Source organism: Nocardia sp. NPDC052566, assembly GCF_044547285.1.
Taxonomy (GTDB): domain Bacteria; phylum Actinomycetota; class Actinomycetes; order Mycobacteriales; family Mycobacteriaceae; genus Nocardia.
The window spans coordinates 76,839-89,616 of the sequence record NZ_JBIUAF010000010.1 but is presented as its reverse complement, the minus strand read 5'-3'; the positions used below and the strand labels follow the sequence as shown (position 1 = coordinate 89,616).

General features: G+C 64.5%; 12 protein-coding genes, 4 tRNA genes and 1 pseudogene. 14 read left to right on the top strand and 3 right to left on the bottom strand.

Annotated elements, in window-relative coordinates; translation table 11 throughout:
- Positions 1 to 14 precede the first annotated feature (14 nt).
- The 8 genes and pseudogenes from ACIG5A_RS42660 to ACIG5A_RS42625 all read left to right on the top strand — a co-directional run.
- Positions 15 to 221: a hypothetical protein gene (locus tag ACIG5A_RS42660; protein ID WP_397251157.1), complete on the top strand. Its 207-nt coding sequence runs from the start codon at positions 15 to 17 to the stop codon at positions 219 to 221.
- A gap of 1,022 nt (positions 222 to 1,243) precedes the next feature.
- The gene (locus ACIG5A_RS42655) at positions 1,244 to 2,665 is read left to right on the top strand and encodes a cutinase family protein (protein WP_397251155.1); all 1,422 of its coding nucleotides are present in this window, start codon (positions 1,244 to 1,246) and stop codon (positions 2,663 to 2,665) included.
- Positions 2,666 to 2,676: 11 nt separating this feature from the next.
- The gene (locus ACIG5A_RS42650) at positions 2,677 to 3,282 is read left to right on the top strand and encodes a hypothetical protein (RefSeq protein ID WP_397251153.1); all 606 of its coding nucleotides are present in this window, start codon (positions 2,677 to 2,679) and stop codon (positions 3,280 to 3,282) included.
- A complete protein-coding gene (locus ACIG5A_RS42645; protein WP_397251151.1) occupies positions 3,279 to 3,569 on the top strand; it encodes a hypothetical protein in 291 nt (96 codons plus the stop codon). The genes ACIG5A_RS42650 and ACIG5A_RS42645 overlap by 4 nt, the downstream gene beginning before the upstream one ends.
- Before the next feature lie 20 nt (positions 3,570 to 3,589).
- Positions 3,590 to 3,853 (top strand): hypothetical protein, encoded by a 264-nt coding sequence (locus tag ACIG5A_RS42640; protein ID WP_397251149.1) that lies wholly within the window; start codon positions 3,590 to 3,592, stop codon positions 3,851 to 3,853.
- 2 nt (positions 3,854 to 3,855) lie between these two features.
- On the top strand, positions 3,856 to 4,473 hold the full coding sequence (locus tag ACIG5A_RS42635) for a hypothetical protein (RefSeq protein ID WP_397251147.1): 618 nt from the start codon (positions 3,856 to 3,858) through the stop codon (positions 4,471 to 4,473).
- A gap of 231 nt (positions 4,474 to 4,704) precedes the next feature.
- Positions 4,705 to 6,963, top strand: a complete 2,259-nt coding sequence (locus tag ACIG5A_RS42630) for a helicase-related protein (RefSeq protein WP_397251145.1) — start codon at positions 4,705 to 4,707, stop codon at positions 6,961 to 6,963.
- A 518-nt stretch (positions 6,964 to 7,481) separates the two neighbouring features.
- Positions 7,482 to 8,513 (top strand): annotated as a pseudogene (locus ACIG5A_RS42625) (recombinase family protein); the annotation flags it as partial.
- A 6-nt stretch (positions 8,514 to 8,519) separates the two neighbouring features.
- On the opposite strand, the gene ACIG5A_RS42620 reads toward ACIG5A_RS42625, so the two are convergent.
- Together ACIG5A_RS42620 and ACIG5A_RS42615 are read right to left on the bottom strand one after the other, a co-directional pair.
- Positions 8,520 to 9,032 carry a hypothetical protein gene (locus ACIG5A_RS42620; protein WP_397251143.1) on the bottom strand — a complete coding sequence of 171 codons (513 nt, stop codon included), beginning with the start codon at positions 9,030 to 9,032 and terminating at the stop codon, positions 8,520 to 8,522.
- A 94-nt stretch (positions 9,033 to 9,126) separates the two neighbouring features.
- Positions 9,127 to 9,201 (bottom strand) — tRNA-Val (locus ACIG5A_RS42615).
- Positions 9,202 to 9,610: 409 nt separating this feature from the next.
- Here ACIG5A_RS42615 and ACIG5A_RS42610 point away from each other — a divergent pair.
- The 6 genes from ACIG5A_RS42610 (at position 9,611) to ACIG5A_RS42585 (ending at position 11,308) form a co-directional block, all read left to right on the top strand.
- Positions 9,611 to 9,683 (top strand) — tRNA-Gly (locus ACIG5A_RS42610).
- A gap of 44 nt (positions 9,684 to 9,727) precedes the next feature.
- Positions 9,728 to 9,798 (top strand) — tRNA-Cys (locus ACIG5A_RS42605).
- A gap of 1 nt (position 9,799) precedes the next feature.
- Positions 9,800 to 9,874 (top strand) — tRNA-Val (locus ACIG5A_RS42600).
- 175 nt (positions 9,875 to 10,049) lie between these two features.
- Positions 10,050 to 10,481 (top strand): SRPBCC domain-containing protein, encoded by a 432-nt coding sequence (locus ACIG5A_RS42595; RefSeq protein WP_397251141.1) that lies wholly within the window; start codon positions 10,050 to 10,052, stop codon positions 10,479 to 10,481.
- A 2-nt stretch (positions 10,482 to 10,483) separates the two neighbouring features.
- Positions 10,484 to 10,813 carry an ArsR/SmtB family transcription factor gene (locus ACIG5A_RS42590; protein WP_397251139.1) on the top strand — a complete coding sequence of 110 codons (330 nt, stop codon included), beginning with the start codon at positions 10,484 to 10,486 and terminating at the stop codon, positions 10,811 to 10,813.
- A gap of 18 nt (positions 10,814 to 10,831) precedes the next feature.
- On the top strand, positions 10,832 to 11,308 hold the full coding sequence (locus tag ACIG5A_RS42585; protein WP_397251137.1) for an SRPBCC domain-containing protein: 477 nt from the start codon (positions 10,832 to 10,834) through the stop codon (positions 11,306 to 11,308).
- On the opposite strand, the gene ACIG5A_RS42580 is transcribed toward ACIG5A_RS42585, so the two are convergent.
- The gene (locus tag ACIG5A_RS42580) at positions 11,292 to 12,734 is read right to left on the bottom strand and encodes a flavin monoamine oxidase family protein (RefSeq protein WP_397251135.1); all 1,443 of its coding nucleotides are present in this window, start codon (positions 12,732 to 12,734) and stop codon (positions 11,292 to 11,294) included. The genes ACIG5A_RS42585 and ACIG5A_RS42580 overlap by 17 nt on opposite strands.
- Between the last annotated feature and the right edge of the window lie 44 nt (positions 12,735 to 12,778).

Sequence of the window (12,778 nt, the reverse complement as noted above, 5' to 3'; positions counted from 1 at the left end):
GTCTGATCCTAGAGATGAAGTACGAACTCAAGATCAATCGAGATCCAGCATACGACCGTAAATCCACTCCACCAGATCCGACGCTCCTCCCGCATGTCGCCAACGGAGAGAACATGTTTGGCCTCGGCGATGAGGCCGCCGAGGTGGCACTGATGCAATCTGCTCACGCCCCCATCACAGCCTGGAGCGGCACGTCTCGCTTCAGAAGCCTGGCCGGGTGATCGCGGTCACGGCCCGCTTCGACAGGGCGGGGGATCGGCGAGCACCCGCTGATAGCAGTAGGTCTGGTTCGGTGCCGCAGCGCCAGCAGCCGACTGCCTGGCGTACCTTCTTCTCCGCATGCCGTCGTTCTTCTTGCCCGGCAGGGACCGGATGAAGGTGAGCTTCTCGGCCTCGCAGTAGCGCAGCACGGCGTCGTTGTCGGGGTCGACACCTCTGGGTCGGGAACGGAAGCCCTGCCTGGGCGTCGACCAGGGCCTCAAGACACACTTGGCGGCCTTTTTGCGCACCGCTCGCGGCAACCGCGCCACGATCTCGCCCAGGAACGGCGCCAGTCGTTTGTCGGCCCTACGTAGAGCACCGCCCGCACTCTCCGCAGCGCCGCGATCATCTCCACGGGGTACAACAGGACGCAGTTTACGCTGGAGTTCACCATGTTTCGGTCCAGCGTTGCCCGAAACTGCCTGCGGGCGTGATCACGATGCTAGCCGGTGAGCAGGCCCGATTCTGACAAGATCGCCTTCTTGCCGACCTTCGAGGCCGGCAGACGCCGCAGCATCATCACCTTTGTCGCAGCCTGCGTTGCCATCGTCGTCCTCATCCCTCCAGCAAGCGACCGGACAACCCCGCATTCTGGGAGCCGTACCGCACGCGGGCATTTTCAGATGAGGCAGCGCCCCCGTCAACGTGGGTATTTCTAGTGAGTCAATGCGATTTGTTGCGGGCAGCACTCTGAAGGCCTAACCTGGAGCCACTCAGTACGAGCGATACTTCAGCAAATACTTAATCGTTGCTTGAACCCTCGTCCGACTGAATATCCCAGGGATCTGCGGTGGCAGTACCTGAAGGCGTGATCTCCGTTTCCGCGTATCCGGATGGAGCTTGTTGTCACGCATCTCATTTCATCCATCCATAGCTATTCCTCTGCTGCTGCGGCAACGCGATGCCGCGTGTGTCGATGACCCGCGCCGGTTCATGAAAGCGCTTGCCCGAGTGGCTATTCGGAGGCGGGAGGAGGCGCGTCATGAGGCGTCCATTCGGGCCGGAGCAGGCTCGCAGCGGGTTTCGCGGTCTCGCCGTGACGGTCGCAGCGACGATGGTCATCACGGGTCTTGCAGTCGGGGCGGCATCGGCCGAGCCCGGTGGCCAAAACAACTGCGCAGGGCTGATCACGTTGGGGGTTCAGGGAACTGGGGAGTCGGCTCCGGACGCGGATGCGCGTACGGATTCAGGGTTTCTCGGCGATGGTGTGCTGAGGCCGTTGATGGTCCGTGCGGGAGGTAAGGCGGATCGGCTGTACGTTGCGTATCCGGCCGGATTCGGTGGGGCGACGGCTGGTGGTTCTGAGCCCTATTCTGTTTCGGTTTCTACTGGCCTGCAGCGTCTTCGGGACCTGGCGGCCGAGCAGGTCGGCCAGTGTCCTGGTTCCTACCTGGCGATCGTGGGCTATTCGCAGGGGGCGCACGTCGCGTCGCTGTTCGCCCAAGAGGTTGGCCGGGGCGGTGGCAAGGTTGCCGCGGACCGCGTTGCGGCGGTGGCGCTTTTCGCCGACCCGACCCGAAACCCCAATGCATCGCTGTTTCCTGGCGCACCGGGTAAGAACGTTCCTGATCCCGTTCCCGGTACATCCGGTGACTCGGTGCGTGCCTTGGCTGCGCTGTCGCAGCCGGAGGCCAGCGGTGGCGGGATCGGTCCTCAGCGTGATGTCGCGTCCGATTTTGGTTCCCTGACCGGTCGTGTGGCGTCGTGGTGCGCGGCGGGCGATCTGGCGTGTGATGCGCCGTCGGGTTCGCCGATTCTGCGGGTGGTCACCAATCTTGTTGGCCAGTCCGACCTCAGTGATCCGCTGACGGCGTTGCGGTCGGTGTCAGAAGCGTTGGCGTTCACCGCGTTCAAGACCGCGGTCACGGTTGTGGACGAGGACGTCTCGGGCACTTCATTGGCGACTCTGTCGTTGAATCCACGAAAGTCGTTGTCGGAGAGAGTGGCCGAAGCGTCCGATCCTCGCTCCCGGGTTGATACCGAGGCCGGTGTGCGGGCGCTGTTCAAGGTGGCGACGATCGGATTGAACGCCGCGGCTACCTTCGCGCGGACGGTGCTGACTCCACAAAATATTGCGGAGCTGGTGTCGGTTGGTTTGGCCAATCCGGGCGCGGCGATCGCGTTGTTCGGGCAGAAGGTCGTCTCGGCGATTCCGGAGATCATTCCACCGGCGACAACGAGTCGGCTTGTGCAGCAGGCGTTCAAGGCCGTCGAGCAGAACGTGCTGGATAACCATGAACTACTGGACGTAGCGACCTGGGCGAAGTTCGGCGACACAATCTCCCGGCACGTGTCTTACCAATCCACACCGATGGCCGCGGGCACCACCTCGACGACGGCGACGGTGGACTGGTTGACGGCGGTGGCCGACGACATCGCCGCCGCGAGCGGTGGTGCGAAATGAGGTCGGCCGGGTTGCTGCATCGACGGCTGCCGCCGCGGGCTGTCGTGGCGCCGCCTGCCTTGCAGCGCGCTCTGGTGCTGTCCGAGCCCTGCCCAGCGCGCACTGCAAACGGCAGTATCGCGTCGTTTTGGCTGCTGGGTGCGCACGGCGGGGCGGGGGTGAGCACGCTGACGTGGATGTGGTCGGAAGCCGCTGACTGCGGGCGGATCTGGCCGGGACCGGTCGGCAAGGAATCACCGTTCGTGGTGCTGGTCGCCCGCGAGACGGTCACTGGTTTGGCGGCGGCTGATGCGCTGTTGCGCCAGCATCATGCGGACCTGGCGGGTGGATGCCGCGTACTGGGATTGGTGACGGTCGCGGCTCGGCCTGGCCGCATGTCGACGGTTATTCGCCGTGACCTTTCGCTGTACGGGGCGCTCGCGGACAAGGTCTGGCGGGTCGGCTGGCATGAGGAGTTCATTCAACAGCCGTTGCGCGCCTTCGGCCGTAGCGGCGAGGAGATCGGCTGGCGCGACACCTCTGTCCCCGCCGACGTGGCGGCGATCGAACACCAGCTGCTGACCCTTGTCGAACAGTTCCGATCCGACCCTGCCGGAGAAGGAGGGCGGCCGTCATGAGCGCCATCGTCGACACATTTCTCGCGGTCGGCTTTTCGGCTATCGAGCCGATCACCTCGGAAGCTCCGCCCGGATCGAATGCGCTGATCCGGTTGGTGCGGTGGCTGTTATGGGGTGTGATGCTCTCTGGTGTCGCCGGAATCACTTACGCGGGTGGGAAATTCGCGTGGGAGCGCTGGACCGGCGGAGTGCTGGAGTCCCCGAAGATGGTCGTCGCCGCGTTGATCGGCGGCATCGTCGCCACCTCGGCGTCGACCATCCTCAACACCGTCGTGCTCACCCAGTGATGGGCAATCAGGTGACCGCCATGACGAGCACATTGACCTGGGCCGCAACCGATATGCCGTCGGCGGTGAGCCAACCGCTACGGCAGCTGCTGGCGTGGCTGCTGTGGGTGTGCGAACTGGCGCTACTGGCCAAGCTGATCTCCCTCGGAGCGCAACTGTGGCTGGAGCGCCGTCAATCCGAACTGCATGGCCGTCATGCGAGCACGGGTATTGCGGTGACTCTGATCGCCACCGCGTTAGCGTCCGTGGCCGTCCCGATCGCCGCGATCGCGTTGGGAGGCTGACCATGAAACCGCTGTTGGCCGCCGCCGCGCTACTCGTCACTGCCGTCCTATTTTTCGTCGCATGCAGCCATTCCAAGCGCACTGATCCCGAAACCGTCGACGTTTCGATCGCACCGACCGGGATCCGCTGGGGCGAATACCAAGGCGTAGCAATTCCACTCACCGACCAGGGACCTCGGACCTACACCCCGGCGATAGCGGCAGGTTTCGCCCCGGCGCCGGCCGGTGCGGCCGTCGCGGCGATCGTACACACCGTTCGGATGTCGCTGGCGCCCGATGATGCTTGGGCTCAGATCGCGGCGACAGAGCTTGCCCCCGGTCCCGGTAAAGATGCGTGGGCGACGGCGCGGGTGCTGTTCTCTCTCCGCGGCACCGCTGAGTCCGCGACTGCTCCACGGGTTGTCGGATATCGAATCTATGAATACGTGCCGGGTGTTCGGTCGCGGGTGACCGTGTTCACCGAGTACCCGGACGCCTCGCTCGCGGCGACCCGAACGGTCGTGGTGTGGGTGGGCGAGGACTGGCGTTTGCAGCTGCCCGATCCAGGTTCAAATGCTCAACAGGTCGAGTCGATCCGTCAAATCCCTGATGACGCTGTGAGATTGGAGCAAACGAGATGAACCCATCCGAGCGTGAGACCAGTGGTCGATCGAAGGGCTGGTACCTGGCCGCGATATTCGTGGCCGCGATCGTTATCACCGCAGTGACCGTGTTCGCGCTGCGTGCGGGCGACTCCGACGACAGATCGGCTGTCGGCCCCACCGCGTCTTCGCCGGCGCCCGGCGATGTGGAGAACGGTTTCCAGACGCCGGTGACCGACGTCCTCGGGCGGCGGGTGGACGTCCCGGTCGGTGCGGCTGGTCAACCCTTACATCGAACGCGTCGCCACCTTCTCCACCGGAACCCCACTGGCGAACTCGTTGTCGGAGCTGTGGGTGATGAACCGGTACCTACGCCCCGATCTGCTACACGACGCCGGAGTCGAACATCTCGATTCGTGGGGCGCGGCGTTCACCACGACCCGCGAAACCATCGAACTCAACTCCTCCGGCTCTCGGTTCCAGCCGAAAACCCGTGTCGCCGAGTTCGTCAACGTCGGCGACCTCATCGGCATGACCAGTGCCTTCACCGACTCCGTCAGCCGCAACCAGATCCCGGCCACCCTGCCCGAACTGCGCAACGGCCAACGCACCGTCGTGTCGTTCGAACCGCCGCAGGAGGTTGCCGATTTCATCACCGATCTCGGGTTCCGCGCCGACACCTTCGATCCCAAACGCCCCGACGTCGACAACCCACTCAAGGTCGCCACCGACGGCCGCAACGCCACCCTCGACCCACGCACCGCCCACCTGCGCGCCCCCGACTCTGCCGAACCAGGACAGCTGCGCTCCACCGTCGTCGCCGAACGAGTCCTTGCCACCTACGCGGCCACCAAGAACAACACCTACCGCGACCCGGACACCGACGAACTGTCCCCGACCCGCGGCGGCTTACAGATCGTGTTCTGCGACCGCGCCACACCCAAGACCGAGCGCTCCACCTGGAGCATCTACGACGCCCTCCGAACCGAACTCGTGGCCGGCGGCATCCCGGCCGAGCAGATCGCGTTCATCCACGACTATCCCGGCCCGGCCGCCAAGACCCAACTGTTCGCCGACTGCCGCAGCGGCAAGATCGCCGTCCTGCTCGGCTCGACCGAGAAGATGGGCACCGGCGCCAACATCCAAACCCGCGCTGTCGCACTACATCACGTCGACGTGCCCTGGCGCCCTGCCGATCTCGAACAGCGCGAGGGCCGAATCATCCGCCAAGGCAACCAGAACCCGGTGGTGGACATCTTCTGCTACGTCGCGGAGAAGACCTTCGACATCTACATGTGGCAGACCGTCGAACGCAAAGCCCACTTCATCGAGCAATACCGGCAAGCGGACCGTACTGCCCGCCGCGTTCCCGATTTGGGCACCGACGATCTCGCCGAGAACGCCGCCATGATCAAAGCTGTCGCCACCGGCGACCACCGCTACGTGCGCCGTATCGAGCTCGAACAACTCATCGGGGAGCTACAAACCGAACAAGACTCCTACTTCGCAGCGGCCCGCAGCCGCGAACGAGAACTCATCGCCCTGCACGCCGCCGTCCCCGCGCACGAGACAGCCGTGAACGACCTCGAGAACATCGCGGCGCTGCTCCAAGACCAGCAGGACACCGACACCACACCACCGGTAGTCCTCGGCAACACGACCTACGACAAGCGCCCCGACGCCTCCGCTGCGCTCGTCGCAACGCTGCGAGACGCCGCCCTGCGGTTGAGAGCGCGTCCAGCGGATGAGGCCATCACCATCGGAGCGATCTCCGGAGTCGAGATCGAAGCCCGCTACAGCACCAGCAATTCGGTGGTCTACGTCAAACCCGTTGGCCTGCCTGTCCTCAAGTCCATCGAACACGAAGCCCTCTACGTCGACGCCGTCAAAGCCGCGGCCATGAGTCCGGCCGAACACGACGCCGCACAAGCCCGACTGGCCTCCGGCATCATGACCCGCGTCGAGAACCTGATAGCGGACCTACCCAAAGCACTAGACAACCGCCGCTGGGACCTCGACCGCGACCGAAAACGACTGCACCAGTTGGAAACCGAACCCGCACCCGAGTTCACCCGCCTATCTGAACTCAAACAGCTACACGCCGAACTCGACGCCCTCGAACGCGACCTCCGCACCGAAGCCGTCAGCCCCCAAGCCCAAGACCGCCGCCGCGCCCTCAACGACCGCCTCGCCGCCAAAGGCCGCCGCCCCGGCTGGAGCCTCATGCTCAACGCCACCCCCGCCCTATGCCGCCACCTCGGCTACGACAACCCCGACCAACTCCGCGCCCTCATGCGCAAACGCGAACAGGACGCACACCTCGGTCACCTCCAACGAGGCCAGCACCACTCTTCCGGCGATGAACACCCGCAGGGCCTGACCGACACCAGCGGGCAGCGAATCGGAGACCTCATCACGGCGGCAACGCCGCAACATGCGGATCCGGTCATTGAGCTCGCTGGTCCTACTCGCGCGCATGCAAGCCCGGAAGTCAGCCGGGCTCAAGAGTCCTCGATCGAGATCGAATAGCTGCCGGAATAGGACCGGCACGAACGATCAACCGACTCGAAAACGAAGGGAGAAGGCAGATGTCGAAGACAGGAAGGCTCAATTACCGCCGCGGCATGAAGGGGACTCCGAGGAGCCTCCGACGCATCCTCGCGGAGTGTGTGCGCCATGACGGGCAGGACCCCATTCCGGGTCGTGATCTCGAACCCGTTCGCCACTTCGCAGACAAGCCATCGAGACACCACCGCGCGACCAAACAGAAGTGACAGCGAACTTACAGCTATTATATGCGCCTTGCGCGAGGGCGTCGAATATAGGAGGTTCACAGATGCAGACAGCAACAACCTTGCGGTACAGCAACTCTCCAGACGCCCCGGCCAGGAGCGCCCCGTGAGTGGCCGCGGTAGCAACCCGATCGGGGAAGCCCGCCCGCATCGCGTGCTCGTAGAAGGCGATCGTCGCGATCCACCGGACCTGCGCCGACTGAGCCGCGCCGTCATTGCTCTAGCCAAAGAAACCAAAGACGTCGAGGAGTCGCCATGAGAGGTGCTGACATCCCGGATCCCGCGGTCGCGTACCTGCGCGTTTCGGACAAGAAGCAACTGAATACCGCCGTAGATATCGACCCGGACGGCAATTCGATTGCGACTCAACGCAAGGTCGTTGATCTGCGCGCCGAAAACATCCCGGCGCTAATCGTCAAAGAGTTCGTCGAACCCGGTGTCTCGGCCAAGTCCGTCGAGAACCGCCCTGCCTTCCAGGAGATGCTCGCTTACCTTCATGAGCACCCGGAGATCAAGTACGTCATCGTGTACGCCCGGTCTCGCGCCTTCCGTAACTACATCGACGCTGCGGTCACCAAACGACAGCTCGACACCATGGGTGTGAAGCTGATCTCGGCCCGCGAAGACTTCGGTGAGGGCATCTATGCCGACATGATGGCCGCAATCACAGACATCTTCAACGACACCCAGAACAGGCTGTCCGGTCAGGACATCAGCATCAAGATGCTGCACAAGGCAATGAACGGCGGCACATGCAACCGAGCCAAGCTTGGGTACGTTAACGCCCGCATCCTGTTCGAAGGGCGCCAGGTCAACACCATCAAGATCGACGAGGAGCGAGCACCGCTGGTCGTCCAAGCGTGGGAACTCTACGCGACCGGCGACTACAGGCTCGACGATCTCGAGGCAGCGATGGCCGATCTCGGGCTGACTTCCCCACCGACGGGCCGCTGCCCCGTACCGCGGCCGGTGTCCTGCTCGACCCTCCACAACATGTTGCGGGATCCGTACTACATCGGGTACGTCAGCTGGAAAGGCCAGATCTATCCCGGACGACACGAACCGCTGGTCAGCCACGACCTTTACGAAAGCGTTCAGGACATCCTTCGCCTCCGCAGCGCCAACGGAAATCGCGAACGAGTTCACAACCACTATCTCAAAGGCTCACTGTTGTGCACCCGCTGCCGCGAGGCCGGGCATTCCTCACGATTGGTCTTCAACCAGACAACCAGTCGCACTGGCAACAAGTACCCGTACTTCACCTGCCGAAGGAGCAAGGAAGGCTTGTGCGATCTACCGAGCCTCCCGGTCGAAGCCGTTGAGGACGCAGTGATCGAGCACTATCGCACCCTCCAGCTCCCCAGCGTTTTCACTACTGAGAGCCGAAATCTCCTGGAGGAGGTCGTATCCGACGAACAGGCCACCATTCGTGACGCGCACGCAAGTCTGAACCGGCAGCTGAAGGAGCTCGACAAGAAGGAAACCCGGCTGATCGATCTGCTCGCCGACGGCTCCATGCCACAGGCCAAAGTCCGCATGAAGCTGATCGAGCTCAAGAACGAACGCAAACGACTCGAAGCTGGGCTGACGAACACCTCCGAGAAGCTCGCAATCGGCGTGGGCGTACTCCGACATGCCCTCGACCTCATCGCTGACCCATATGCCCTCTACCGGGACTCCGGTCCCGAAGTGCGCCGTCTCCTCAACGAGACCTTCTTCGAACGCTTCTACGTCGACGACCAGGAAGATTCGATTGAGCCACGGGTCGCCGACGAGAAGAAGCCCCTGTTCGCCGAGCTCCACCATGTCGGACGCACCTGCACCAGCCGCCCAACACGCAGAAAGCCGAAAGGGGCCTACCCAAACCAGCGAGCGGACGCTGTTTTGAATAAGCCCCTTATGGTGGTTCTAGCTGGGTTCGAACCAGCGACCCCTCGCGTGTGAAGCGAGTGCTCTCCCACTGAGCTATAGAACCGTGGGTTGCCACCTGGGTGGCTGTTCGGGCGGTGTTTGTGCCGGTCCGAACGAGGTAGAACATTAACACGGTCCCCCACTGTCACACCAAATCGCGCGCACAACGGGGTAAACAGGGGTGTGACGGCGGGGATCGCCGAGGGCGGGTGGGTGCGACCCGAACCCTTCTGGAGGAGAGGAGCGGACGCCGGGTTGGCTGCCAGGAGTCGAGAGGGGCGGTGGGGTCCGTAACTGTCGGAGGAGGCGAGGAACCGGGGTTCTGAGCGGCGGGAGTTGGTGGAGTCGTTGCGAAACACATGCTTGTAGTTCACTTTCACCGGCATCTACCAGGCGATTTGTTGTCTACGCTGATGGTCGGCTAATGTTCTCTCTCGTCAGCGGGACCAGCCGAGAGGCCCCCGGGACGAAATGCGGATGTAGCGCAGCTGGTAGCGCATCACCTTGCCAAGGTGAGGGTCGCGGGTTCGAATCCCGTCATCCGCTCGGAAGGGTTAGGCATTCTGAGTAGTACGCCGTCCCCCTTGCACGGTGGAGTGGCCGAGTGGTGAGGCAACGGCCTGCAAAGCCGTGCACACGGGTTCGATTCCCGTCTCCACCTCGCGCGATTAGCTCAGCGGGAGAGCGCTTCCCTGACACGGAAGAGGTCACTGGTTCAATCCCAGTATCGCGCACCACCGTAACACCAGGTCAGGCCCCCTTTCGAGGGGGCCTTTCTTGTCTTACGCCCCGAGTCCGGGCACAACGATCACACGCATAACAGCCCATTTTCACCAACCCCTTGACGCAACCCGTCGGTTGCAATATTTTTAATGGCAACCAGATGGTTGCTACTCACAACGGAGGTTGGCTATGGGATTCCCTGATCAGATCGTGCGGGAGATGGAACTCGCGCATCCGCCCACGAAGGTGTGGGCGGCGTTGACCACGGCCGAAGGACTCGGGACGTGGTTCGGAAATTCGGCGACGATCGATCTGCGGCCGGGTGGCGCCGGGCAGTTGACCTGGAACAGCGGGGACAAGGCGCAGTTGCGGGTGGAGCGGGTCGAGGAGCCGAAGGTATTCGGGTTCACCTGGCACATCTATGGGCTGCCTGCCGAGGATCCGCGGCGCACCTATGTCGAGTTCACCTTGGAGCCGGTCGGCGCGGGCACGCGGCTCACCGTGGTGGAGTCCGGCTTCGGGCAGCTGTCCGGGGACGAGCACAGCACCGCGTTCAACGGCAATACCGAGGGCTGGAAGATGGAGCTCGGCGAACTGGTCGAATACCTCGGTGCAGCCTGACGATGCAGCCCGACATCGAGGCGATGGCCGAACAGGTCTTCATCGCGCTGGCCGATCCGAGCAGGCGCGGCATTCTCGCCGCGCTCGCCTCGGGCGGCCCTGCCACGGCAACGGATTTGGCCGATCGCCTGCCCATCACGCGCCAGGCGATCGCCAAACACCTTGCGCTGCTGGCAGATGCGGGACTGGTCACGGCCGAACCGGGTGAACGGCGCCGGGTGCGCTATCGGCTGCGCTCCGCCCCGATGCAGGTGGCACAACAGTTTCTGGCCGCGCTGGCCCGCGATTGGGACGGCCAATTCGACGCTCTACGCAGACATCTCGATCATTGACATAGAGAAAGCACGATCATGGGTGACTACACCACCACCGTCACGGTGGACGCGACTCCGGCGGAGGCCTTCGCCGCCATCAACGATGTGCGGGGCTGGTGGTCCGCGGAAATCGAAGGTGGCACAGAGCAACTCGGCGACGAGTTCCTCTTCCACATCCCCGAGGTCCACCGCTGCACGATGCAGCTGACGGAGGTCACGCCGGGCAAGCGGGTGGTGTGGCACGTCTCGGATGCCTACCTCTACTTCCTGGAGGACAAGACCGAGTGGACGAACACCGATGTGGTGTTCGACATCACCGATATGGGCGATCGGACCGAAATCCGTTTCACGCATGTGGGTTTGGTGCCGGGGATCGAATGCTTCGACATCTGCTCGAACGCCTGGGGCAGCTACATCACCGGCAGCTTGCGCGATCTGATCACCACGGGCAAGGGCGATCCGTACACGAAGGGCGGCACCTTCGAATCCGAAGCGCTCAAGCACCAGCGGTGATCGACAGCCCGCCGAGGACTTCGGCGGCGGCACGGTCGCCGGAGCGGATCGCGCCCTCGATGTAGCCGGACCATTCGGTGGCGGTTTCGCTGCCCGCCCAGTGGATGGGACCGACGGGGGTGCGCAGTGCGTGGCCGACACTGGTGAGGACGCCGGGTGGGAAGTAGGCGTTGTAGCCGCCGCGGCAGTACGGGTCCTCGGCCCAAGCCTTTTCGCGCCAGTCGATCGGCGCCAGGGCGACTCTGCCGAAGGCACGGGCGAATTCGGCGAGGACGGTGGAGCGGCGCGTGGCGGCGGGCAACTCGGCCAGGCGATGGGCGGCGCGGCCGGGGATGAGCGCGCCGAGACAGCCGGGGCCGCCGGGGCGGGAGGCGTCGAAGATGACCGGTATCGGACCGGACAGGTTGAACGCCTGCCCGGTGCGGCCGAGATCGCGCCAGAACGGGCGTTCGTAGACGGCGAAGACCTTGAGCACCGATCCCATCGGCACCCGCTGGGTGAGATGGTCGCGCGCCGCGGGCAGCGGCGGGTCGTAGTCGATGCGGCCCGCCAGCGTCGGCGGCACGGCGACGATCACGCGTTCGCCGCGCACCGCGCCGAAGGCCCCGCCGACCAGTACGCCGTCGGCCAGCCGCTGGATGCTGGTGACGGGCGAATCCAGGCGCAGGTCCTCGCCCAGTTCCTCGGCGATGGCGAGGGCGGGCGCGTCGGCGCCCTCGACGAACAACTCCAGTACCGACTCCGCCGCCGTGCCGCTCTCCACACCGCCGGACGCGCGAATCGCGGTGAGCAGGGCCAACATCGAGACGCTGCCGACGTCGACGGACAGTTCCTCGCCGATCATCACCTCGGCCAGATTCCTGGCCCTGCGCTCTGGCAGGTTGCGGCGCAGCCAGGTGGCCGCGGTCATGGCGTCGAACCGGTCGGCGCCGGGCGCGGCCCACGGCCGCTCGGTGTCGATCCGGGCGGCCAGGCGTTCGAGGCGCCACATGGCCTGCGCGAGCACGGCGAGCACGAGCGGCGGCAGCGGCGGGTGCTGACCCTTGAAGGTTCGGTGGGTCGTGCCCTCGAGCAGTACGCTGCGTCCGGCGGTCGGCGGAGTGAAGGTTTTCGCGCCGCACTCCTGTGCCAGCGCGGCAAAGGCGGTGTGGCCCTGGGAGATCGACTGGGCGCCTAGATCGATGGCCCAGCCGCCCTCGATCCGTTCGGTGTGCACCCGGCCGCCGATCCGCGCGCTCGCTTCGAGCACGAGGACATCGACACCGGACCTGCGCAGCGCTCGCGCCGCGCTCAGGCCCGCGTATCCGGCACCGACGACGATCACATCCGCGCGATCCATACCCGGCCTCCCGTTCGACTGCGCAGTGACGGCCCCCACCGACAATACGCAACCCGGGCAATTCGGGCACCGAGCTTTCCCGATCATGTCGGTACGGAGCGATACGCTTGCCGCACAAGTCGACCAGACCA